Source organism: Brevibacterium sanguinis (assembly GCF_039528855.1).
Taxonomy (GTDB): domain Bacteria; phylum Actinomycetota; class Actinomycetes; order Actinomycetales; family Brevibacteriaceae; genus Brevibacterium; species Brevibacterium sanguinis.
Genome location: NZ_BAAAMB010000016.1, coordinates 63,053 through 85,255 on the forward strand (window position 1 = coordinate 63,053; position 22,203 = coordinate 85,255).

General features: G+C 69.9%; 19 protein-coding genes. 16 read left to right on the forward strand and 3 right to left on the reverse strand.

From position 1 onward, the window contains the following. Nucleotides 1-50: 50 nt before the first annotated feature. Both ABD154_RS16300 and ABD154_RS16305 read left to right on the forward strand, forming a co-directional pair. The gene (locus ABD154_RS16300) at nt 51-179 is read left to right on the forward strand and encodes a tetratricopeptide repeat protein (protein WP_344251793.1); all 129 of its coding nucleotides are present in this window, start codon (nt 51-53) and stop codon (nt 177-179) included. 47 nt (nt 180-226) lie between these two features. Then, nucleotides 227-1,951, forward strand: coding sequence for a hypothetical protein (locus ABD154_RS16305; RefSeq protein WP_344251671.1), 1,725 nt, complete (start codon nt 227-229; stop codon nt 1,949-1,951). A gap of 5 nt (nt 1,952-1,956) precedes the next feature. Here ABD154_RS16305 and ABD154_RS16310 read toward each other — a convergent pair whose 3' ends face one another. Continuing rightward, nucleotides 1,957-2,409 carry a hypothetical protein gene (locus ABD154_RS16310; RefSeq protein WP_211978974.1) on the reverse strand — a complete coding sequence of 151 codons (453 nt, stop codon included), beginning with the start codon at nt 2,407-2,409 and terminating at the stop codon, nt 1,957-1,959. Then, complete coding sequence (locus tag ABD154_RS16315; protein WP_137826071.1) at nt 2,406-2,756, reverse strand: hypothetical protein; 351 nt, start codon at nt 2,754-2,756, stop codon at nt 2,406-2,408. The genes ABD154_RS16310 and ABD154_RS16315 overlap by 4 nt, the downstream gene beginning before the upstream one ends. A 138-nt stretch (nt 2,757-2,894) precedes the next feature. Between ABD154_RS16315 and ABD154_RS16320 the strand changes: the two genes are divergently transcribed. From ABD154_RS16320 to ABD154_RS16370, 11 genes are all read left to right on the forward strand, one after another. After that, a complete protein-coding gene (locus ABD154_RS16320; RefSeq protein WP_211978975.1) occupies nt 2,895-4,124 on the forward strand; it encodes a cysteine desulfurase family protein in 1,230 nt (409 codons plus the stop codon). Next, complete coding sequence (gene mnmA / locus ABD154_RS16325) at nt 4,121-5,296, forward strand: tRNA 2-thiouridine(34) synthase MnmA (protein ID WP_211978976.1); 1,176 nt, start codon at nt 4,121-4,123, stop codon at nt 5,294-5,296. The genes ABD154_RS16320 and mnmA overlap by 4 nt, the downstream gene beginning before the upstream one ends. A gap of 56 nt (nt 5,297-5,352) precedes the next feature. Next, nucleotides 5,353-7,338, forward strand: a complete 1,986-nt coding sequence (locus tag ABD154_RS16330) for a S9 family peptidase (protein WP_211978977.1) — start codon at nt 5,353-5,355, stop codon at nt 7,336-7,338. Further along, nucleotides 7,295-8,434, forward strand: a complete 1,140-nt coding sequence (locus tag ABD154_RS16335; RefSeq protein WP_211978978.1) for a uroporphyrinogen decarboxylase/cobalamine-independent methonine synthase family protein — start codon at nt 7,295-7,297, stop codon at nt 8,432-8,434. Before ABD154_RS16330 ends, ABD154_RS16335 begins: the two co-directional genes overlap by 44 nt. A gap of 33 nt (nt 8,435-8,467) precedes the next feature. Next, nucleotides 8,468-10,630, forward strand: a complete 2,163-nt coding sequence (gene ligA, locus ABD154_RS16340; protein ID WP_211978979.1) for an NAD-dependent DNA ligase LigA — start codon at nt 8,468-8,470, stop codon at nt 10,628-10,630. A gap of 62 nt (nt 10,631-10,692) precedes the next feature. Further along, a complete protein-coding gene (locus ABD154_RS16345) occupies nt 10,693-11,166 on the forward strand; it encodes a hypothetical protein (protein WP_211978980.1) in 474 nt (157 codons plus the stop codon). A gap of 13 nt (nt 11,167-11,179) precedes the next feature. Further along, the gene (locus tag ABD154_RS16350) at nt 11,180-13,543 is read left to right on the forward strand and encodes a molybdopterin-dependent oxidoreductase (protein WP_344251672.1); all 2,364 of its coding nucleotides are present in this window, start codon (nt 11,180-11,182) and stop codon (nt 13,541-13,543) included. Nucleotides 13,544-13,649: 106 nt separating this feature from the next. Continuing rightward, a complete protein-coding gene (gatC, locus tag ABD154_RS16355) occupies nt 13,650-13,955 on the forward strand; it encodes an Asp-tRNA(Asn)/Glu-tRNA(Gln) amidotransferase subunit GatC (protein WP_137826078.1) in 306 nt (101 codons plus the stop codon). Next, nucleotides 13,955-15,454: an Asp-tRNA(Asn)/Glu-tRNA(Gln) amidotransferase subunit GatA gene (gene gatA, locus ABD154_RS16360; RefSeq protein ID WP_211978982.1), complete on the forward strand. Its 1,500-nt coding sequence runs from the start codon at nt 13,955-13,957 to the stop codon at nt 15,452-15,454. Before gatC ends, gatA begins: the two co-directional genes overlap by 1 nt. Further along, the gene (gene gatB, locus ABD154_RS16365; RefSeq protein WP_211978983.1) at nt 15,451-16,932 is read left to right on the forward strand and encodes an Asp-tRNA(Asn)/Glu-tRNA(Gln) amidotransferase subunit GatB; all 1,482 of its coding nucleotides are present in this window, start codon (nt 15,451-15,453) and stop codon (nt 16,930-16,932) included. The genes gatA and gatB overlap by 4 nt, the downstream gene beginning before the upstream one ends. 161 nt (nt 16,933-17,093) lie before the next feature. Beyond that, nucleotides 17,094-18,152: a hypothetical protein gene (locus tag ABD154_RS16370; RefSeq protein WP_249121041.1), complete on the forward strand. Its 1,059-nt coding sequence runs from the start codon at nt 17,094-17,096 to the stop codon at nt 18,150-18,152. Between the two features lie 21 nt (nt 18,153-18,173). Here ABD154_RS16370 and def read toward each other — a convergent pair whose 3' ends face one another. After that, the gene (gene def, locus ABD154_RS16375; RefSeq protein ID WP_211978984.1) at nt 18,174-18,746 is read right to left on the reverse strand and encodes a peptide deformylase; all 573 of its coding nucleotides are present in this window, start codon (nt 18,744-18,746) and stop codon (nt 18,174-18,176) included. Between the two features lie 423 nt (nt 18,747-19,169). Between def and cysK the strand changes: the two genes are divergently transcribed. The 3 genes from cysK (at nt 19,170) to ABD154_RS16390 (ending at nt 22,153) form a co-directional block, all read left to right on the forward strand. After that, entirely contained in the window at nt 19,170-20,099 is a 930-nt protein-coding gene (gene cysK, locus ABD154_RS16380; RefSeq protein WP_211978985.1) for a cysteine synthase A, read from the forward strand. 101 nt (nt 20,100-20,200) lie between these two features. Continuing rightward, a complete protein-coding gene (gene epsC / locus ABD154_RS16385; protein ID WP_211978986.1) occupies nt 20,201-20,866 on the forward strand; it encodes a serine O-acetyltransferase EpsC in 666 nt (221 codons plus the stop codon). Nucleotides 20,867-21,295: 429 nt separating this feature from the next. Beyond that, complete coding sequence (locus ABD154_RS16390; RefSeq protein WP_211978987.1) at nt 21,296-22,153, forward strand: hypothetical protein; 858 nt, start codon at nt 21,296-21,298, stop codon at nt 22,151-22,153. The last annotated feature ends 50 nt before the right edge of the window (nt 22,154-22,203 follow it).

A 22,203-nucleotide genomic window follows, 5' to 3' on the forward strand; every position in this document is an offset into this window, starting at 1 on the left:
AGGTCGTCAGCGGCAACCCGGCCGGGGCGTTCGACCGCCTGATCTCGCTCATCCGCACGTCCACGGGACCGGAGAAGGAGGCGCTGCGCCTGCGCGTGCTCGACCTCTTCGAGATCGTCGGACCCGATGACCCGGCCGTCGCCAAAGCACGCACCAAACTGATGAGGGCATTGTTCTGAACCAGATAGTCCGCCTCACCACCGCCATCCTGTTCACGATCACCGGCGTGATCCTGACCGTGCTGGTGGCCTCTGCCATGTCCGTCGTCGGCACCGACGAAGTCACCGAGACCCCGGCCTTCGAAGTCTCCGACGGGTCGTACGCCGTCGTCCTCGACGAGGCGATCGTGCCGTTCTCCGGCACGAACGTCACCATCGAGGCGACGAACGCCGACGGCAAGGAACTCTTCCTCGGCACCGCGAACGGCGTCGACACCGCGAGCTACCTCGACGGGGTCTCCCAGGTCCAGATCAGCGACGTCGACTTCCCCAACGAGGCGACCCATCGCTCGATCCCCGGTGACCCGGCGCCCGCCGCGGACATCGCCGGCAGGGATTGGTGGACATCCGCGGAGACCGGGGCGACCGTGTCGAAGACCTTCGACCTCGATGCCGACCCGCAGGTCCTCGTCATCGCGCCGGCGACGGCGGGGGAGAACCTCGACGGGACGACCGTGCAGCTGAAGATGCGCGTGGCCGGTGTGCTCGCGCTCAGCCTCATCGGCCTGGCCGCCGCGATCATCGCCTTCGGCTTCGCCGCGTACTTCTTCCTCCGCTGGTGGAACGGACGGATCCGCCCGCGCAAGCAGTCCGGCAAGCTCAAGGAGCGCCGCCCCAGCACCGAGGCGCCCCGCCGGAAGTCCCGGAAGTCCGCCTCGGCGACCGGGCAGGAGACCGCGGACACCGCGCCGACCGGCAGCGAGAACCCGGCCGGGAGTCCGACCGCGGAGCCGGCGAAACCTGCGGCTCCGCCTCGGCGCCGGAACACCCGCGTGCGCGCGGCTGCCGGCATCTCGCTGGCTTCGGGCCTGGCGCTGTCCGGCTGCGGTGCGCTGCCCATCGCCCAGCCCGACACCCCGCAGGTCACCCCCTACGAGCGCACCGCTGTGCGCCCGGGCGAGGCCGGGGAGTTCATGACCTCGTACACGGAGTCGCTCGACAAGATCCTCGCCGACAAGGGCGAGGGACTCGAAGCGATCCAAGGCGCCCCGCTCATCGACCGCACCCGTGCGCAGATCCAGATCGCGGACAAGACGAAGCAGAACCTGCGCGCCCCGAACTTCACCGAGGTCGTCGCCGGCGGACCTGCCTTCACCGACTATCCGATGTGGTTCTACGCCCTCGGCACGACGGGCGGGGACGAGAAGCTCACGCAGGTGCAGCTGGCCACCCGGGAATCCGCCTCGGTGCAGCCGCTCGTGCGCACCGCGGTCTTCATTCCCGCCGATCAGGCCCCGACCCTGCTCGCCGACGGCAGCGGAGCGGTCGAGCCTGCCCCGCAGGCGTTCACCGAGGAGATGGCGACCGCAGCCGACCAGATCTCGACGTTCCTCAAGGACGGCAAGGTCGACGGCGGCATCGTCTCCGGACTCGACCAGGGCGGCTTCAAGTCCTTCCAGGACTACGTCGGCGGCCTGCGCAACGAGGACTCCGGCTTCGACGACGTTACCGTCGAATGCACCCCGTACCAGGACTTCGACTTCGGGTCGATGACGCTGACGACGGAGAACGGGGCGCTCGGCATGGGCGAGATCCGCTGCACCCTGACGATCAAGGTGCCCGAGGACTACTCGGTCGACCTCGGTGACACGATCGAGGCCGTGAAGACGAACGACAAGGACGGCAACACCGTCAAGGTCGACACCGCCCAGCCCTACGTCCTGCTCAAGGACGGGGAGACGATCACCGCACTCAACACCGACTGGGACATCCTCTCCTCACGGATCGAGTGAGGAGATCACACGAGGTCCGTCTGCTCCTCGCGCACCCGCCGGCCGACCCGCAGCAGCCACCACAGGCCGATGAGGGGAAGCACGAGCGGGATGAAGCCGTAGCCTGAGCCGAAGTTCGACCACACCGAGGGCTTCGCGAAGTCCTCGGGATGCGTGAAGCTGAGGATGCCGACGATGATGACGCCGGCGAACTCGATGAGGCACGCGGCGATCGCGATGCGGTGCGTGACCCGGTTGCCGATGACGAAGCACACCGTCGCGAGGATGTAGATGCCGGCGGCGATGACGGAGAGCGTGTAGGCGACCGGGGCGACGTCGAATTCGCGGATGACCTGGTAGCCGGCCCGCGCGGTCGCCGACAGCGCGAAGATCCCGTAGACCGCGGTCAGGGCCCGACCGGGTCCCGAATGCATCGCCGAGTACGGTGAGCGCGGTGCCGGGCGAGTGCGTCTGTTCACAGCCAAATCTGGTCCATTCTCTCGATCATGATGATCACCGTCAGCCCGGCGGCGGCGAGCACGCCGGGACCCCACCTGCTCAGCTCCGCGAACGCCCAGAACCCGGCGAGCGCGATGACGAGGATCGCGGTGATGACATAGCCGAAGTAGAGGAGCGGGTCGACGCCGTCGGTGCCTCCGAAGGTCGCGATCGAGATGACGAGCTCGACGATGAGGAGGAGGAGCAGGAGTGCGGAGCAGCCGAGCAGCAGCGGTCCCGCAGGTCGGTTGCGGATCGTCTCGACGATCGCCCACACGGTGAGCACGGCGGCGACGGCATAGAGCACGAGCGTGAAAACGGTGAACACCCGGACAAGTTTAGTCCGCAGGGCCCCGCGGCGAAGACCGCTCCGAGCGGCGGAACCGGGTGAGATCGGGCACGGAAGCGGGTGAGATCGGGCACGGAACCTGGCCGGGGCCGGGCCCGAGCGCCTAAAATACTCGACGTGCCGATCTATCTCGACCATGCCGCGACCTCGCCGATGCCCCAGGCGGTGCTCGACGTCTACACGACCGAGCTGAGCCGCCGGGCCAATCCGTCGTCGCTGCACGCGGTCGGTCAGGCCGGGCGGATGCGGCTGGAGACGGCCCGCGACGACATCGCCCGGGCACTCGGGGCGACGAGCTCCTCCGAGGTCGTCTTCACCTCCGGCGGCACGGAGGCCGACAACCTCGCCGTCAAGGGCCTCTACCTCTCCCGCAACAACGGCAGCTTCGCCGAGCCCGCCCGACCCCTCGTCCTCACCTCGGCGATCGAGCACCACGCGATCCTCGACTCCGTCGACTGGCTCGAGTCCCAGGGCGCGGAGATCGTCCTCCTCGACGTCGACGAGACCGGCCGGATCGACCTGCCCGCCGCCGAGGCGGCGTTGCGCCGCGACCCCGACCGGACCGCGCTGCTGTCGGTCATGGCCGCGAACAACGAGATCGGCACGATCCAGCCGATCGCCGAACTCGGTCGCCTCGCCCGGGACCTCGGCATCCCGTTCCACATCGACGCCGTCCAGGCGCTCGGGCAGATCCCGCTCGACTTCGCCGCACTGGAGGCCACGGCGATGACGATCACCGCGCACAAGATCGGCGGTCCCGTCGGCATCGGCGCCCTCCTCCTCGACCGCGCCGCCGCGCCCACCCCGATCCTCCACGGCGGCGGTCAGGAGCGCAGCGTGCGCTCGGGCACCCTCGACGTCGCCGGCGCGGTCGCCTTCGCCGCGGCCGTCGACCTCGCGACCTCCGACCTCGATTCGCGGGCCGCGAAGTTCTCCGACCTCCGCGACCGCCTCATCGCCGGTGTCGAGGCGACGATCGAGGGCGCGACACTGTCGGGCCCCCGCGGGACCGGCCGTCTGCCCGGCAGCGCCCACTTCACGTTCGCCGGCTGCGAGGGCGACTCCCTGCTCTTCGGCCTCGACGCCCGCGGGATCGCGACGTCGACGGGATCGGCTTGCTCGGCCGGCGTCTCCCGCCCTTCCCATGTCCTCCTCGCCGCGGGCATGAGCGAGGACGTCGCCCGCTCCGCACAGCGCTTCACCGTCGGCCACGACACCGCCGTCTCCGACATCGACGCGCTCCTCGAGGCGCTGCCCGCCGTCGTCGACCAGGCCCGCCGGGCCGGCATGGTCTCGGCGACGCCGCGCTGGCGGCAGACGGCCCACGAGAGTCAGGAGAGCGCATGAAGGTCCTCGTCGCGATGTCCGGCGGAGTCGACTCCGCCGTCGCCGCCGCCCGTGCCGTCGACGCCGGCCACGAGGTCGTCGGCGTCCACCTCGCCCTGTCCCGGATGCCCGGCACTCTGCGCACCGGCTCGCGGGGCTGCTGCACGATCGAGGACTCCCGCGACGCCCACCGAGTGGCGGGCATGCTCGGCATCCCCTTCTACGTGTGGGACTTCTCCGAGCGGTTCAAGGAGGACATCGTCGATGACTTCATCGCCGAGTACGCCGCCGGCCGCACCCCGAACCCGTGCATGCGCTGCAACGAGCGCATCAAGTTCGCCGCCCTCCTCGACCGGGCGCTCGCCCTCGGCTTCGACCAGATCGCGACCGGGCACTACGCCGAGGTGGTCCGCGACGCCGCCGGCCGCCCCGAGCTCCACCGCGGCGAGGACCTCGCGAAGGACCAGTCCTACGTCCTCGGCGTCCTCACCGGCGAGCAGCTCGAGCACTGCTACTTCCCGATCGGAGCGACCGCTTCGAAGGCCGAGGTCCGCGCCGAGGCGGCCGAGCGCGGCTTCTCGGTGGCGAACAAGCCCGACTCCTACGACATCTGCTTCATCCCCGACGGCGACACGAAGGCCTGGCTGGCCGACAAGATCCCGATGCGCCCGGGGCTCATCAAGGACGGCGAGGGCGAAGTCCTCGGAGAGCACGACGGTGCGATGACCTTCACCATCGGCCAGCGCAAGGGGCTCGGCATCGAGAAGCCGGCCGCCGACGGCAAGCCGCGCTTCGTCACCGGTCTCGACCCCGCCTCGAACACCGTGACCGTCGGCTCCCGCGCCGACCTCGGCGTCTCCCACCTCACCGGCATCCGCACCTCGTGGGCCGGACCCGCCCCCGCCGACATCGGCACCACACCGGAGACGGGGATCGACTGCGAGGTCCAGATCCGCGCCCACTCCGACCCCGTGCCCGCCCGCGCGTGGCTCGGGGACGTCGTCACCGAGGTGCCCGCCCACGAGGCCGCGGTGCCGGCGGCCCGGCCCGCCGGCCAGCTCCTCCACGTCGACGTCGCCGAGGAGCTCTCCGGTGTCGCCCCGGGACAGACGATGGTCGTCTACCGCGGCACCCGCGTCCTCGGTCAGGCCACGATCGACGTCACCGCCAGGGACCGCCTCGGCGCGCGGTGATGCGCACCGGTGACGCCCACCGGTGACGGGCCCGCTATGGGCGGTAGCCTGGGGGAATGAAGGAATCGCCCCAGGACGTCGTCACCGCGCCGTACGGCACGTGGTCCTCGCCGCTGAGCGCAGCGGAGGTCGCCACCGGGGCAGCCCCGATCTTCGAAGCCGCCTTCCGCGGCGAGCACGTCTACTATTCGGCGAAGTTCGCCGCCGAGAACTCCCGGACGGGACTCGTCCGCACCTCCCTGTCGCACCCGGGGCCGGGGGAGCGGATCCTGCCGGAGCCGTTCAACATCCGCTCGGCCGTCCACGAATACGGCGGCGGGGCCTGGGCGCTCGACCCCGACAGCGACATCGTCTACTTCGTCAACGCCGCCGACCAGCGCGTCTGGCAGCTCATCCCCGGCCGGTCGCCGCACGCGCTCACCCCCGAGACCTCGGGTCTCATCCGCTACGGTGACCTCCACATGACCCCGTGGGGGCTGCTCTGCGTGCGCGAGGACTGCCGATCGACGGTGCGGCGGCGCTCGATCGTGCTCATCACCCGCTTCGGGACGATGCGGGAGCTCGCGACGCAGGCGCACTTCATGGCGTGGCCGCGGATCTCGGCCGACGGCCGACTTCTCACCTTCATCGGGTGGGAGCACCCGCACATGCCGTGGGATGAGACGAGCCTGTGGGTCGTCGACCTCGGCACCGGGGGCGACCCGACCGTCGCCGCCGTCCTCCACGGCAGTGAGGTGGCCCTCCTCCAGCCGGAGTTCAGCGGACCGACGACGCTGCGGCTGTGCTCGGACCATCAGGGGCACTGGGCCCTCTACGAACTCGACCTCAGCGGGGTGGCGGGGTCGTCTGCCGCCGAGGCGGTCGACCTCTCCGTGACCGACCTCAGTCCCGTCCTCGACACGGGAACCGAGATCGGCGGACCGCTGTGGCAGCTCGGGGCGCTGTGGCACCTCGGTGACGGCGCCGAGGTGTGGGCGCACGCGCAGTCGGACATGGCCGCCCTCGTGCGGGCGCGCGACGACGCTGCCGCCACTCCCGTCGGGGACGCCAGCGCCACCGCCGCCTCGGCGCGGGTCGTCGAGGAGATCGCGACGCTGGGCAGCATCGAACTCCACGATCTCGGCCGCACCCACGTCCTGCTCACCGCGAAGTCACCGGACTGCGCGGGCGCGCTCATCGCCGTCGACCGGGTGACCGGGGCGTTCACGGAGATCGCGACGGAGCGGCTCGACGCCCACGACGACTACTACGCGCACCCGCGCACGACGGTCCTCGGCGGCGTCCCCGTCGTCCTCCATGAGCCCCACAATCCCCGCTTCATCGCCCTCGACCGGGAGCGCCCTCCCTACGTCGTCATCGCCCACGGCGGACCGACCGGGCAGGCGACGGCGGACATGTCGGCGCGGATGAGCTTCTTCGCCTCCCGCGGCATCGGCGTCATGGAGGTCAACTACGGCGGGTCGACGGGCTTCGGCCGCGCCTGGCGCGAGCGCCTGCGCGGACAGTGGGGGATCGTCGACGTCGCCGACATCGTCTCTGCCGTCGAGGGACTCATCGATGCGGGACTGGCCGACCCGCTGCGGATCGCGATCTCCGGCGGTTCGGCGGGGGGCTGGACGGCGCTGTCGGCGCTCATCAGCTCCGATGTCTTCGCGTGCGGCACCTCGTACTTCGGGGTCACCGACCTCATGCGGTTCGTCATCGACACCCACGACTTCGAGAGGCACTACGTCGACGGTCTCGTCGGCCCCTGGCCCGAGGCGCAGGACGCGCTCTTCTCCCGCTCGCCGATCCACCGCACGAGCGACATCAGGGTGCCCGTGGCGATCATGCAGGGCGACCGCGACCCGATCGTCCCGCCCAATCAGGCGCAGGAGTTCGTCGACATGCTCCGACTGGCCGGAGTGGAGTACATTTACCGTCTGTACAAGGGCGAATCCCACGGCTTCGTCCGCACCGAGACCATCATCGATTCCCTGGAAAGCGAGTTCGGATTCTATGTCGACGTCTTCGGAATCCCCCGCAGCCGCAGGCACCGCTGAGACGCAGTCACTCACTCCGTCGGCGACGACGACGTCGGTGTGGATTCCCGGTGGGGACAGTCTCGGCGGCTCCGACCCGGCCGCCGCGTCCCGGCCCGGTGACGTCTCCCGGCGGGCCGCCTCGGCGGGCTTCGACGTCCTCGCCTCGGGCCTGCCTCCCGTCCCGCTCATCGCCCACCGCTCCGGGGACCGGTGGGGCGCCGACGCGATCGGCCGCGCCGTCGGCCTGCTCACCGACCTCCACGTCGACCGCGCGTCCTACGGGTGGAGGCTGACGGCCGCGGCGGGACGGGACGAGCGTCTCGAGTCCTCCGGGCTCGGCGAAGCCCTCGACGCCGTCGCCGAATACGGCGAGGGCTTCCCCGGTGCCGTGCAGGTGTCCCTGCCGGGACCCTGGACGCTCGTCACCGCGCTCAGCCTGCCCTCGGGCGCCCGCGTCCTCGGCGACGCCGGAGCCCGCCGCGACGTCGTCCAGGCCTACGCCTTCGGCATCGCCGGCCTCACCGAACGGCTGCGCAGGCTCGGGCTGCGCACCGTCATCCGCTTCGCCGAGATGCGCCTCGACCCCGTCCTCACCGGCACCTGGCCCACCGTCTCCGGCTTCGCGAGCCTGCCCGCGATCAGCGAGACACAGGTCCACGCGGCGCTGACCTCGACCTTCGGGCACCTGCCGCCGTCCCTGCTCAGCCTGCCCGACCTCGCGCCCCTGCGGCTGCGCGGCAAGGAGATCCCCGCCGCCGAGGTGGTCCGCTCCACCGGTGCCGGCGCCGTGTCCGTGCCGTTGGCTAGTCTGAGGGCAGCAGGATGGGAGCAGCTGGCGATCCTCGCCGAGGCGGGAGTCGGCACATGGATCCGCCTGCCCGCCGACGCCGGTTCCCGACCCGGTGACGTGCGGCAGTGGCTCGACCGCATCGCCGAACCGTGGCAGCGGGTCGGCATGGGTGCCGCGAGCCTCGCGGGCTTCGGCGTGCTCACGGGAGAGGAGCTGCCGCTGGGGCACCCGCCGCTGCTCGCTCCGGCGGCGACGCCGGACCGCGCCGATGAGCCGGCGATGCGGCTGGCGGCAGGACTGCGGCGAGCCCTGACGGAGGGATAGATGAGCCAGACACAGCGAGACGGAGACACGACCATGGACGACACCTTGGACCTGCAGGACGCCGCTGCCCGGGCGAAGGCTCACGCCGCACTCGCCGAGCAGATCGAGTCGCATCGCGCCGCCTACTACAAGGACGACTCGCCGCTCGTCTCCGACGCCGAATACGACGAGCTCTCCCGCCGGCTCGAAGCGCTCGAGGAGAAGTACCCGGAGCTCGTCACCGACTCCTCGCCCACGCAGACCGTCGGCGGATCCGTCGACACGACGACGTTCTCCCCGGTCACGCACATCGGGCGCATGTACAGCCTCGACAACGTCTTCGACTTCGCCGAGCTGCGCGAGTGGTACCACAGGGTCAGCGGCGCGGTGAGCGCTGAGTCGAAGTTCCTCTGCGAACTCAAGATCGACGGACTCGCCGTCAACCTCCTCTACCGGGACGGCGAACTCGTCCGCGCCGCGACCCGCGGCGACGGGCGCATCGGCGAGGACATCACCGCGAACGTCCGGACTATCTCCGACATCCCGCAGCACCTCGACACGGAGTTCCCGCCCGCCGAGGTGGAGATCCGCGGGGAGGTGTTCTTCCCCGTCGAAGCCTTCGCCGAACTCAACGCGCAGCTCGTCGCCGAGGGCAAGCCCCCGTTCGCCAATCCCCGCAACTCCGCCGCCGGATCGCTGCGGCAGAAGGACCCGGCGGTCACGGCGAGCCGTCCGCTGCACATGCTCGTCCACGGCATCGCCGCGTGGACGCCCGCCGACGCCTCGCACCCGGAGCCGAAGGAGCAGTCTGAGGTCTACGAGCAGTTCCGCTCGTGGGGGCTGCCGATCAGCGAGTACTACAAGGTCCTCGAGACCGTCGAGGAGATCGAGGAGTTCATCGCCTACTACGGTGAGCACCGCCACGACGTCTCCCACGAGATCGACGGCATCGTCGTCAAGATCGACGACTTCGCCGTCCAGGAGGCCCTCGGCTACACCTCACGGGCACCGCGCTGGGCGACGGCGTTCAAGTACCCGCCCGAGGAGGTGACGACGAAGCTCCTCGACATCCAGGTGCAAGTGGGACGCACCGGCCGGGTCACGCCGTTCGCGGTGATGGAACCCGTCACCGTCGCCGGCTCCACCGTCGAACGCGCAACGCTGCACAACGGCTACGAAGTCAAGCGCAAGGGCGTGCTCATCGGCGACACCGTCACCCTGCGCAAGGCCGGAGACGTCATCCCCGAGGTGCTCGGCCCCGTCGTCGCCGCCCGCGACGGATCCGAACGCGAATTCGTCATGCCCACGCACTGCCCGTCCTGCGGGACCCTCCTCGGCGAGCAGAAGGAGGGCGACAAGGACGTCCGCTGCCCGAACGCGCAGTCGTGCCCAGCGCAGGTGACGAACCGGATCTTCTACCTCGCCTCCCGGGCCGCCTTCGACATCGAAGCCCTCGGCGAGGAGGCCGCCCTCGCGCTCACCGCGCCCGCCGAACCCGAGACCCCGCCGCTGTCCTCGGAGGCCGGACTCTTCGACCTCACCCCCGACGACCTCGCCGATGTGAAGATCTGGCGCAACAAGCGCGTCAAGGGCGTCGAGACGGGGGAGCGGGAGCTCGTCCCGTACTTCTTCACCCGGGGGACGGCGAAGAAGCCGAGTGCCCCGAGCCAGAACACGAAGAAGCTCTTCGCCGAACTCGACAAGGCCCGCGACCAGGACCTGTGGCGGGTGCTCGTGGCGCTCTCGATCCGCCACGTCGGACCGACTGCCGCGCGGACGCTTGCCGCCCACTTCCACTCCCTCGACGCCATCCGCGAGGCGAGCCTCGAGGAGCTCTCCGCCGTCGACGGGATCGGGGAGACGATCGCGGCGAGCATCCGCGACTGGTTCGCCGTCGACTGGCACCGCGAGATCGTCGACCGGTGGAGCGCCGCCGGAGTCCGGATGGAGGACGAGGTCGGTGAGACCGCGCCGCAGACCCTGGCCGGGCTGACGATCGTCGCCACCGGGTCGCTGAGCACGTTCACCCGCGACGGCATCAAGGAGGCGATCCTCGCCGCCGGCGGCAAAGCTGCGAGTTCCGTGTCGAAGAAGACCGACTACGTCGTCGCCGGGGAGAACGCCGGCTCGAAGCTCGAGAAGGCCGAATCGCTCGGTGTGCCCGTGCTCGACGAAGACGGCTTCCGGACGCTGCTGGCGACCGGGTCCCTTGCCTGAGACCAGGAACGTCTCAGGCGGAGCGGAGAATGGGGACAGAATGGTTTGGCAGAGTGGGAGCCATGAAGGCATTCCCCCGCTTGATCGCCGGCACCGCGGTCGCTCTGGCAGCAGTTCTCACCGCGGCACCTCTGGGAGCGGGTCTCGCCGACTTCGTCCTCAGCCCTGACCACCACACCAAGCGCAGCACGGCGCCGACCGCGGCGGCCGAGTCTCCGCAGGAGCAGGGCGAACCGTGGAGCGGGGGACTGCTCGGCAGCGCCGAGCGCGGTGAGGGACTCGAGAGACCCGAACCGCTCGCGCTCGCCCCGCGCACCGCCGACGCCGCCGTCACGGCCGCGACGTCACCGAACCTCACGCTGGCCGCCGGGACGGGAGGAGAGTCGGTCGAAGCGCGGATCACCGAACTCGCCGCGGACCTCCAGGCAGGGGTGCGCGCCGGCGAGTTCACCCAGGCCGACGCCGACCGCGTCCTCGGCGACATGGCCGGCTACATCCGCGGTGAGAGAACCTGGCCCGAGCGCGTGAGCGTGTGATAGAGAGGACCCCATGAGCACTGTTCCGCACAGTTCGCACTGGGGGTCCTTCACAGCAGTCGTCGACGACGACACCCTCGTCGAGGTGGTTCCACCCGACACCGATGCCCGACCGAGCCGGCTCATCCACGACTTCGCCGACTCCGTCGACTCCGACCTGCGGGTGCGCAGACCCGCCGTGCGACGCTCCTGGCTCACCGCAGTGCGCGCCGAGCGCCAGGGCCGGGGCGAACCCGAGACCCGCCGCACCGATGAGCGCAGAACCGATGAGCGCAGAACCGATCTGCGCGGCGCCGAGCCCTTCGTCGAGATCGACTGGGATGAGGCCCTCGACCTCGTCGCCGGGGAACTCGAGCGCGTGCGCGGCGAGCACGGGAACGCGGCGATCTTCGGCGGGTCCTACGGCTGGGCGAGCGCGGGTCGTTTCCACCACGCGCGCACCCAGCTCCACCGGTTCCTCAACGCCTTCGGCGGACACACCTCGCAGGTCGGCAACTACAGCTTCGGTGCGGCGGCGATGATCCTCCCGCACGTCCTCGGGCCCGCCCAGTTCGCCAACGGTCGGCTCAGCAGCTGGGACGTCGTCTCCGAGCACACCCGGCTGTGGGTGATGTTCGGCGGGATCGCGCTGAAGAACACGCAGCTCGAATCCGGAGGACTCTCCGACCACCCGATCCCCGACCGGCTGCGGGCCACCCACGACAACGGCTGCCGGTTCGTCTCCGTCTCCCCGCTCAGGGACGACGCCCCCGATTTCCTCGATCCGCAGTGGCTGCCGGTGCGACCGAACACGGACACCGCGCTCATGCTCGGACTCGCCCACACGCTGCTGGCCGAGAACCTCCACGACGAGGAGTTCCTCACCACCCGCTGCGTCGGGTGGGAGCGCTTCGGCCCCTACCTCCTCGGTGAGAGCGACGGCATCGCCAAGGACGCGGACTGGGCGGCCGGGATCACCCGGATCCCCGCGGAGACGATCCGCGAACTGGCCCGTGAGATGGCGGGCACGACGACGATGATCTCCGTCGCCTGGTCGCTGCAGCGCGCCGACCACGGGGAGCAGCCGTACTGGGCGGCGCTCGCGCTCGCGGCGATGCTCGGACAGATCGGCCTGCCCGGGGCGGGATTCGGATTCGGGTACGGGGCCGCAGGGACGATGGGCAACTGGCAGTACCCGTTCCCCGCGCCGCGCCTGCCCGTCGGGGAGAACCCGGTGACCGCGCCGATCCCGGCCGCCCGGATCGCCGACATGCTCCTCCACCCCGGTGAGGACTACGAGTTCAACGGCGAGCGGCGGACGTATCCCGACACCCGCCTCGTCTACTGGGCGGGCGGGAACCCCTTCCACCACCATCAGGACCTCAACCGGCTGCGCCGCGGATGGCAGCGGCCGGAGACGATCGTCGTCCACGAACCCTTCTGGACGGCCACGGCCCGGCAGGCCGACATCGTCCTGCCCGCGACGACGACCCTTGAGCGCAACGACCTCGGCGCCGCCTCGGGGGACAAGCGCATCGTCGCCATGCACCGGGCACTGAGTCCCCGCCACGCGGCCCGCGCCGATTGGGACATCTTCTCAGCACTCGCGGCCCGGGTCGGCACGCACGAGTCCTTCACCGCGGGCCGGACCGAGATGGAGTGGATCGCACACCTCTACACGCGCACCCGGCAGGCCGCTGCCGACCACGACATCGCGCTGCCCGACTTCGCCACGTTCTGGGCCGACGGGGGAGTCGACGTCCCGCAGGGCAGCACGGTGCTCCTCGCGGACTTCCGCGCCGACCCGGCAGGCCACCCGCTGTCGACCCCGTCGGGACGGATCGAGCTCTTCTCCGAGACCATCGACGCCTTCGGCTACGACGACTGCCCCGGACACCCCGCGTGGCTGCCCCCGACCGAGTGGCTCGGCGCCGCCGACGCCCCGGCCGGGTCGCTGCATCTCGTGTCCAACCAGCCGGGACAGCGCCTCCACAGCCAGCTCGACACGGGTGGGACGAGCCAGGCGGCGAAGATCGCCGGACGCGAACCCTGCCGCCTCAACCCCGCCGACGCCGCAGCCCGCGGCATCGCCGACGGCGACGTCGTCCGCATCGTCAACTCCCGGGGCGCGTGCCTGGCCGGGGCCGCACTGAGCGCGGACATCAGCCCCGGCGTCATCCAGCTCTCCGCAGGAGCCTGGTACGAGGCCGCGGACCCGACCGACCCCGCCTCGCTCGAGATCCACGGCAACCCCAATGTCCTCACGGCTGACCACGGGACGTCCCGGCTCGCGCAGGGGCCCGCGGCGCTGTCGACGCTCGTGCGCGTCGAACCGGTCGATGCCGCCGGGCTGCCGCCGGTGACGGTGACGAGTCGACCGCCGGTCTTCGCGGAGTGAGCACAGCCGCCTCGGCGAGGGACGGGTCACGGTCACAGCGTGCCGGTGGGCGCGGGCTGAGACATTAGACTGGAGCGCAGTGTTGAACGACGATGAAAGGCAGGGAATGACGGAGTCCTCCGCAATCACCCCCGAACAGGTGGCGCACTTGGCGTCGCTGTCGCGGATCGCCATGAGCGAAGACGAACTGGCCGCACTCGCCGGCGATCTCTCGACGATCCTCGAGAACGTCGCGCGGGTCAACGAGGTCGTCGGTGACGACGTTCCGGCCACGAGCCACCCGATCGCCCTGTCGAACGTGCTCCGTCCCGACGAGGTCGGTGCGACCCTGACGAGCGAGCAGGCGCTCGCCGCCGCTCCGGCCGCAGCCGACGACAAGTTCCTCGTCCCCCAGATCCTCGGGGAGGAATGATGAGCGAACTCATCGCCAAGAGCGCCCTCGAACTCGCCGCAGGTCTGACATCCGGCGAGTTCTCCTCCGTTGAGGTCACTCGGGCCCACCTCGACCGCATCCGCGACACCGAGGAGGACTTCGGCTCCTTCATCACCGTCACCGACGACCTCGCCCTGGCGACCGCCAAGGACGTCGACGACCGGCGCAGCCGCGGTGAGGACCTCCACGCCCTCGCCGGTGTGCCCGTCGCCCTCAAGGACCTCGTCGTCACCGAGGGCGTGCGCACGACCGCGGCCTCGAAGATCCTCGAGAACTGGGTTCCCCCGTACGAATCGACCGTCCACCTCAAGGTCAGGGCCGCGGGCCTGCCGGTCCTCGGCAAGACGAACCTCGACGAGTTCGCGATGGGCTCGACGACCGAGCACTCGGCCTTCGGCACGACCCGCAACCCGTGGAACCTCGAGCACGTCCCCGGCGGCTCCTCCGGCGGTGCGGCCGCCGCGCTCGCCGGCTTCCAGGCCCCGCTGTCGGTGGGCACCGACACCGGTGGTTCCGTGCGCCAGCCCGCCGCCTTCACCGGCACGGTCGGCGTCAAGCCCACCTACGGGTCGATCTCGCGCTACGGCATCATCGCGATGGCCTCGAGCCTCGACCAGGTCGGCCCGATGGGCCGCAGCGTCGCCGATGCCGCAGCCCTGCACATGTTGCTCGCCGGACACGACCCGCTCGACTCGACCTCGCTGCCCGACCCGGTCGACGACTTCGTCGCGCTCGCGCAGAACGGAACGCTCAAGGGCAAGAAGCTCGGTGTCATCAAGCAGCTCATCGGCGACGGCTACGACGCCGGGGTCCGCGACGCGTTCACCGCAGCCCTCGACGTCGCCGCTGCCGCGGGTGCGGAGATCATCGAGGTCGACGTGCCCTCGATCTCCTACGCGCTCGACGCGTACTACCTCATCATGCCTTCCGAGGTGTCCTCGAACCTCGCCCGCTACGACGGCATGCGCTACGGTCTGCGCGTCGAACCGACCGAGGGACCGGTGACCGCGGAGACCGTCATGGCCGCGACCCGTGCCGCCGGCTTCGGCGCGGAGGTCAAGCGCCGCATCATCCTCGGCACGTACGCGCTCTCGGCCGGATACTACGACGCCTACTACGGGTCGGCGCAGAAGATCCGCACCCTCGTCCAGCGGGACTTCGCGAAGGCCTTCGAATCCGTCGACGTCCTCGTCTCGCCGACGGCCCCGACGACGGCTCTGAAGTTCGGGGCGGAGTCCGCCTCCGACCCGATGGCCCTCTACCTCGGCGACGTCGCGACCCTGCCGGCGAACCTCGCCGGCATCCCGGGCCTCTCCCTGCCCGCCGGCCTCGCCGACGGTCTGCCCGTCGGCTTCCAGGTGCTCGCCCCGGCGCGTGAGGACCGGCGGATGTACGCCGTCGCCGGCCCCCTCGAGGCCGCTCTCGAAGCCGCCGGATCCCGTGTCCTCGACACCCTTGCGGAAGGACTGACCAAGTGAAGTACGAAGAGGCGATCACCAAGTACGATCCGGTCATCGGCATCGAGGTCCACGTCGAGCTCGGCACCGCGACGAAGATGTTCGACGCGGCCCCGAACACCTTCGGCGGCGGACCGAACTCGAACATCACCCCGACCTCGCTCGGTCTGCCCGGCTCCTTGCCCGTCGTCAACGCCAAGGGCGTCGAGTACGCGATCAGGATCGGTCTGGCGCTCGGCTGCGAGATCGCCGAATCCTGCCGTTTCGCCCGGAAGAACTACTTCTACCCGGACGTGCCCAAGGACTTCCAGACGAGCCAGTCCGATGAGCCCATCGCCTCCGAGGGACAGGTCGAGGTCGAACTCGAGGACGGCACCCAGTTCACGATCCCCGTCGAACGCGCCCACATGGAGGAGGACGCGGGCAAGAACACGCACGTGGGCGGGGCGACCGGCCGCATCCACGGAGCCGACCACTCGCTCGTCGACTACAACCGGGCGGGGGTGCCGCTCGTCGAGATCGTCACCCACCCGATCACGGGCACGGGGGAGCGGGCCGCCGAGGTGGCCGCCGCCTACGTCCGGACCCTGCGCGACATCTTCCGCGCCCTCGGCGTTTCCGAGGCGCGGATGGAGCAGGGCAACGTCCGCGCCGACGTCAACGTCTCGCTGCGGGAGAGCCCCGAGGCACCGCTGGGCACCCGCACGGAGACGAAGAACGTCAACTCGTTCCGCTCGATCGAACGCGCCGTGCGCTACGAGATCGCCCGCCAGGCCACGGTCCTCGACGCCGGTGAGAAGGTCGTCCAGGAGACCCGCCACTTCCATGAGGACACCGGTGAGACGACCTCGGGGCGCCTGAAGTCCGACGCCGACGACTACCGGTACTTCCCGGAGCCGGACCTCGTCCCGCTCGTGCCCTCCCGCGACTGGGTCGCCGAGATCAAGGAGTCGCTGCCCGAGCTGCCCGCCCAGAAGCGCCGCCGGCTGACCGCCGAATGGGGCTTCTCCGACCTCGAGATGCGCGACATCGTCAACGCCGGCCTCCTCGAGGCCATCGAGGACACCGTCACCGCCGGGGCGCCTTCGGCTGCCGCCCGGAAATGGTGGACCGGTGAGGTCGCGAGACTCGCCAACCAGCGTGAGATCCACCCGACGGAGCTCGTCACTCCGGCCCAGGTCGCCGGTCTCACGGCTCTGCTCGCCGACGGCAAGCTCAACGACCGGCTGGCGAAGGAGGTCCTCGCCGGAGTCGCGGACGGTGAGGGCGACCCTGCCGAGGTGATGTCGGCCCGCGGTCTCGAGATCGTCGAGGACACCGGTGCGCTCGAGGCCGCCGTCGACGAGGCGATCGCCGGCAACCCCGACGTCGTCGAGAAGATCAGGGGCGGGAAGATGCAGGCCATCGGCGCGCTCATGGGGCCGATCATGAAGGCCACCCGCGGTCAGGCCGACGCCGGCAAGGCCAAGGAGCTCATCCTCGCGAAGATCAACGGCTGAGGCCGAGGCGGACTCAGCGTTGATCCAGCCACACCCTCTAGACTTCTGAGCAAAGGGAACCCCCCGGGGTTCCCGCAGAGAGTCGGAGGGTGTGGCTGTTCGCATTCTCCCCGGAGCGCGCGTCGGCCGCCGAGCCGGCTCGCCCCCTGCTGAGCGTGGAGGTGGACGCAGTGGCACATGCGTGGAAGTCGCTGTGGAAGGACGAATGCGGCAGAACCGTGCCGATCTACCGGGTGCTCGTGCCCGACAGCGTGAATGAGGAGATCCTCACCGCCTGGAAGGCCCGCGGCTACCGGTACACGGCCGGCGCCCCGAGCGCGATCATGCTCACCGGCGCGATGCGCCGGAACTTCTTCCGCACCTCCGCGGTGTTCAAGGGCGGAACCGCCACCGGTGCCGCCGTGACCACGGGCTTCGCCGCTCCCGGCGGCATTGCGCTGCTCGCCGGGTACCTCGATGCCGCCCTGACCTTCGGCGTCCTCGGTGGGGCCACGGCCGTGGGCACCGGCGTCTTCGCCGCCGTGACGGGACCGAAGTACCTGCGCGATCCCCGTCGCCTCAATCGCCGCAACCGGCAGCGCGCGGCCCACGCCGAGTGGCTGACACCGGCGAGCCTCGGCTTCCAGCCCGGCCGGAAGGAGGGACGCGACACCGATGAGCAGCGTCTCTTCCATCTCGCCGTCACCATCGCCCGCAAGATCGTGCGCACCCGCGCCTGGACGCATCCGATCCTCACCGACCACGTCTCCCGCGTCGACCTCGACCACGCCGTGGCGTCGATCGGCGTGCGGCTGCGCGAGCTCGTCCGCCTCCGCGAGGAGATCGAGAGCATCAAGGACTCGGGCACGGCGAAGACCGTCGATGCGTACCTGACGAAGCTCGCCGTCGCGTTCACCTCGATGGCCAATCGCGTCGTGTCGATGCACGACTACTATCTGCGGCTGCTCGAGCTCGACCAGCAGCTCGTGCTGCTCCACAACTCCGAGCGCTCGCGGGAGCTCGGCGACCGAGTCCTCGACGTCCTCTCCCGCACCGCCGCCGACGATTCCGCCGACTGGCAGTTCCGGGAGCTGCGTATCGACGCGGACTCCCAGGCCGAGGTCGTCTCCGGTCTCCTCACCGAACTCGAGGAGACCGCCGACACCTTCGACGACTTCGACACCCGCCTGGCCGCGGCGCAGAAGTCGCTCGAGACCGGAGACGGCGCGCCCGCACAGTGAGCAGGCTGCTGGCCTGAGCGGTCAGTGGCCGAACGGATCGGGGTCGACTCCCGGCATCCATGACCGTCCCGGTTCGTCGTACCCGGCGGCGGTCTGCTCCTTCTTCCACTTCTTCGCCCAGCGCTTGTCGAGCCTGTCGACGTAGAGGGTGCCCTGGAGGTGGTCGAACTCGTGCTGCATGACGCGGGCGAACCAGCCCTCGGCGTTGAGCGAGACGGGCTCGCCCGCCTCGTCGACTCCGGTGACCGTGACCCGGTCGGCGCGCTTGAGCGGGTAGTCGAGGCTCGGCACCGACAGGCATCCTTCGGTGTCCTCGGCAGGGTCGGGGCGACCGTCGGGCACCCGGGAGGCGACGAGTCGGGGGTTGACGAAGGTGCCGCGACGACGCACCCCGGCGTCATCCTCGGCGTGGTAGACGAAGATCCGCAGGCCCACGCCGATCTGCGGTGCGGCGAGACCGACCCCGTTGCTCGCATCGAGGGTCTCGTGCATGTCGGCGACGAGTGTCCTAAGGGCGTCATCGAACTCCGTGACGGGGTCGGCAGGGCGGTGGAGCACGGGTTCGCCGTAGATGACGATGGGATGAACGGTCATGGTCTCCATCGTATCGAGTGCGGCCGGAGTCAGCGGGGTGCCGAGCACGAGAGCTTCGTCATCCGCAGACTCCCTGAGTTGTCTCAGAATTCGCGCTGAGGTTGCCTGCGCGCGGCGCTGCTCGGTCGACGGGCGAGGGGCCCGCGCGAGCCCACTGCGCCTGTAATTGCTCAGCGGTTATCGGCGCATCACTGGGTTCCCGAACGCTCAGGCATGTTCGTCCTCGCGTGGTGCCAGGCTATTCATCCCGTGCGTCGGAATGTGACGCAGGATTTCGCCCCCAGCGAACACTGATTGTTGAGCAACCTGTGAGGAGGCGATCGCCGGGGCCGCGTGGTTAAGATGGGCGTGTGACGTCTCGTTCCACGAGATGACAGCCGCAGCCGAGGCTCGACTGCCCACGGACATCTGGAAGGACATGACTTGACCATCTACAGCAACGTCTCCGAACTCGTCGGTCGCACCCCGCTCATCCGCCTCAACAAGGCCAGCGAGCGCACCGGGGCCGAGATCATCGCGAAGCTCGAATCCTACAATCCGGCGAACTCGGTCAAGGACCGCATCGGCGTGGCGATGATCGACGCCGCCGAGGCGTCCGGTCAGCTCCAGCCCGGCGGCACGATCGTCGAAGCGACCTCGGGCAACACCGGCATCGCCCTGGCCATGGTCGGGGCCTCCCGCGGCTACAAGGTCGTCCTCACGATGCCCGAGTCGATGTCGAAGGAGCGCCGCGCCCTGCTGCGCGCCTTCGGCGCCGAACTCGTCCTCACCGACAAGGCCCTGGGTATGAAGGGCGCGGTCGAGAAGGCCGAGGAGATCGCCGCCGACGGCGCGGTGCTCGTGCGTCAGTTCGAGAACGAGGCGAATGCCGCCATCCACAAGGCGACGACCGGTCCTGAGATCCTCGCCGACACCGATGGCGACATCGACGTCTTCGTCTCCGGCATCGGCACCGGCGGCACGATCTCCGGTGCGGGAGCCGCCCTGCGCGAGGCGAAGCCCGACGTCCGCATCGTCGCCGTCGAGCCCTCGGCGTCGCCGCTGCTCACCGAGGGCAAGGCCGGTCCGCACACAATCCAGGGCATCGGCGCCAACTTCGTCCCGGCGATCCTCGACACCGAGATCTACGACGAGGTCATCGACATCGACAACGATGCCGCCTTCGATCGGGCCCGTGAACTCGCGAAGGAGGAGGGCCTGCTCGTCGGCATCTCCTCCGGTGCCGCGCTCGTCGCCGCCGAACAGGTCGCCTCGCGGCCGGAGTTCGCCGGCAAGCGCATCGTCGTCATCCTTCCCGACTTCGGCGAGCGCTACCTCTCAACGCCGCTCTTCTCCCAGTACCTCGACGACTGAGGGAGACGACAGCACGGGATCGCTCAAGGGGCGTCGGTCACCGGCGCCCCTTGAGCACTCTTTGAGGGGATGAGAAGCACGCGGGATGAGGAGATGAGGACATGAAGGCACTGTGGGCGGCGGCGGCCGCAGCGGCGGGTGCGGCGGCATACGGTCTGACGAGGCCCACGGTCCGGGCCGCGCTGCGGGAGGACCTCGACACCGTCAAGCGCCGTGACCCGGCGGCCTCGAGTGACGTCGTCTCGATGCTCTCCTACCCGGGCCTCCACGCGATCTGGGCGCACAGGGGGCTGCACCGGATGTGGCAGCACGATGAGCTCAAAGTCCCCGCGCGGCTCCTCTCCCAGGTCGTGCGCACCCTCACCGGGGTCGAGATCCACCCCGGGGCGACGATCGGCAGGCGCTTCTTCATCGACCACGCCAACGGCGTCGTCATCGGCGAGACCTCGGACATCGGCGACGACGTCATGCTCTACCACCAGGTCACCCTCGGCGGCACGTCGATGGAGAAGACGAAGCGGCACCCCACGATCGGCAACCACGTCCTCGTCGGCGCCGGTGCGAAGATCCTCGGACCCGTCGTCGTCGGCGACAACTCCTCGGTCGGGGCGAACGCCGTCGTCGTCAAAGACGTCCCCGCCGAATCGAGCGCGGTCGGCATCCCCGCCACGGTGCGCCCCAAGCGCACCGGTGCCGCTCCGGCACCGGAGCCGCAGGAGACGGCGGACGCCGACTTCGAGCTCTTCGACCCCGCCATCTGGATCTGACCGAGGGTCACTGCTGGGTCTGCGCCCCACCTCGGCGAGGATCGGTCAACCCGACAGAGTCATCGCCGAGGTGGATCCCGCTCGATTCCCGGCCGGATCTCGAGCGGAATCCACCTCGGTAGCGTTGCTCCGGGTAGCTCTCGACCTTCCACCGTGCAGTCATCACGGCGGGGTCGGGTCGGGATCACGGCGCATCGTCGATCCCTCTCCACTGCACGGGGTGGTTACGGACCACTGTGACTCATGCTCATTTCGCTGTGGATGAGAATTCTCCATCCACAGGCCTCTCACTGGGGCTGGCGCTCATCGGGCGGCCCCACCGATGCTGTCCGTATGTGGACCTCGTTGAACGAATCAGTGCGGTTTCGGAAGGCCCCCACGCCCTTCATGATGGGATCGCCGCAGCAGCGTGGAGTCTCGCGGTACGCGGTGGGCACCAAGGGACGGTACATCCAGATCTTCCGCGGTGTGTGGATCGATGTCGAGGACGAGACGGAGATCCCCGCGCCGCTCTGGGCCGATGAGGACTGGCTCGTGACTCTGGTCAGGCTGCGTGGACTGCGGCTGCTCCACCCCGGCGTCGCCGGCAGCCACGCGACTGCCGCGCAGCTGTACGGACTGCCCATGCCCCACCGCCTCCGCGACAAGGCGATTCACGTATCGAGCGGCTCGCGGGGTCTGAAAATCGAGCGGCCGGGAGTGATCCTGCACCGCTCGATGTTCCATGAGGCCGATGACATACCGCTGCTCGAACTGCCGCTGGTGAGCATTCCGCTTCTCGTCGTGCAGCTGGCGCCGTCGCTGAGCACAGAGGAATTGGTGCAGCTGGGTGATGCGGCGATCGGTCGACAGGCCGGCGGCCCCTACATCGGCATTGAGGAGCTGAGCACGAGGATCCTCGAGCGTCCCCGTGTCACGGAGCGGCGCAGAATCGAGCGGGCGCTGTCACTGATGCGCCCGACGGTCGAGTCCCCGCGCGAGACGTGGCTGCGACTGTGGCTGATCGGCGAGGGCTTCCCGGAACCGGCAGTCCATCCGCCGCTGCGCAGCACCATCGGAGACTGTCTGCTGCATCCGGATCTCGGCTATCCCGACCTCAGGATCGCCATCGAATACGAGGGCGACCAGCATCGCACCTCGGAGGCGCGGTTCGCTGCCGACATCCGGCGCCGCGAACTCATGGAAGCCGAGGGGTGGATCGTTCTGCGCGTGACGAAGAGGACCGACATGACTGCCTTCGCACGGACCCTGGCAGCCCACTTGGGCCGCCGAGGTGCGTCCATCTGACGAAGGAGACTGCCTGCGGAGGTGGATCCCGCTCGATTCCTGGCCCGAAT